General features: G+C 46.1%; 1 protein-coding gene. It reads left to right on the top strand.

The window, feature by feature from the left end; genetic code table 11:
- Nucleotides 1-1284 (top strand): TonB-dependent receptor (locus R2R28_RS29060; RefSeq protein WP_316829164.1); only part of this gene is annotated, 1284 nt, incomplete at both ends.

Raw genomic sequence — 1284 nt, 5'->3', positions numbered from 1 at the left:
GAGACCAAAGCCCTTGCCAATACAACTGCAGACCTTAACCAGGTCTTGAGCAGGAGTACGGGGATCAGGGTGAGGGAAAGCGGCGGACTGGGGTCTGACTTTAATTTTTCGATCAATGGGCTATCGGGCAAACAGGTGAAGTTTTTTATCGACGGGATTCCTATGGAAAATTTTGGGAGTTCGATGTCGCTGAACAATATCCCGGTAAACTTGGCCGAAAGGATAGAAGTGTACAAAGGGGTTGTTCCTGTCGAACTTGGTGCAGATGCACTGGGCGGGGCGGTGAACATTGTGACCAATCAGCATGTAAAACAATATCTGGATGCCAGTTACGGTTTCGGTTCTTTTAATACCCATAGGGCCGCACTTAGCGGGCGGTATACTGATGTAAAATCCGGTTTTACCATTAATGCCAGTGGATTTTATAATTATGCGGATAACAACTATTTGATGAAGGACGTGGTGGTCAGACTTGCTGAAGGCAATGTAACCAGGGATGCCAGGCGTTTTCATGATGCTTACCGTTCTGCAATGGGACAGGCCGAGTTTGGTTTCCGTGATAAAAAATGGGCCGATGCGCTGCTTGTTGGCCTGCTTTATTCTTCCGGGTACAAGGAAAGGCAGACGGGGGCGCAACAGGACCTGGTTTATGGCAGGGTAAATTCTACGGGCAACTTTGTGATGCCGAGCTTGAAATACAGGAAAAAAAACCTGCTTATTAATGGGCTTGACCTGAGCCTTTTTGCCTCCTACGCAAAAGATAAATCGACCACAGTCGATACTTCTGCCGCAAAATACAACTGGATGGGCGATGTGATATCTGTAGATAAGAATTTTGCCGAACAGGGTGCCTTTTCAATCTTTAAGTATACCAATGAGTTTGCGGTCATCAGAGGGAATCTGTCCTATTCCATCAATCCCTCGAACGCATTGAGCCTGAACTATTCGCTCAATGCCGGTAAAAGGACCGGGATCAATACCTATGCCGGGGTAAATCAGGATTCAAATCCACTGGATATTCCAAATAAGCTAGATAAGGGAGTGTTGGGATTATCTTTCCAGAACCGTCTTTTTGAAGACAGGTTGACAACATCGGTTTTTGTCAAACAGTATAACATTCATTCTTATATCCGCTCGGCGGTATATTACAATGGTAGCGGATATGTGAAAGAGGAAGCTGACCAGACCAAAAACTATTACGGTTATGGTATTGCTACGCGCTATCGGTTTTCTGAGGATGCGGGCATCAAAGCCTCTTATGAACATGCCTACCGACTGCCGGAC

It is taken from the genome of Pedobacter miscanthi (assembly GCF_032678605.1).
Lineage (GTDB): Bacteria > Bacteroidota > Bacteroidia > Sphingobacteriales > Sphingobacteriaceae > Pedobacter > Pedobacter miscanthi_A.
Note: the sequence above shows the minus strand (reverse complement) of the source record. Positions and strands in the feature narration are given on the sequence as shown.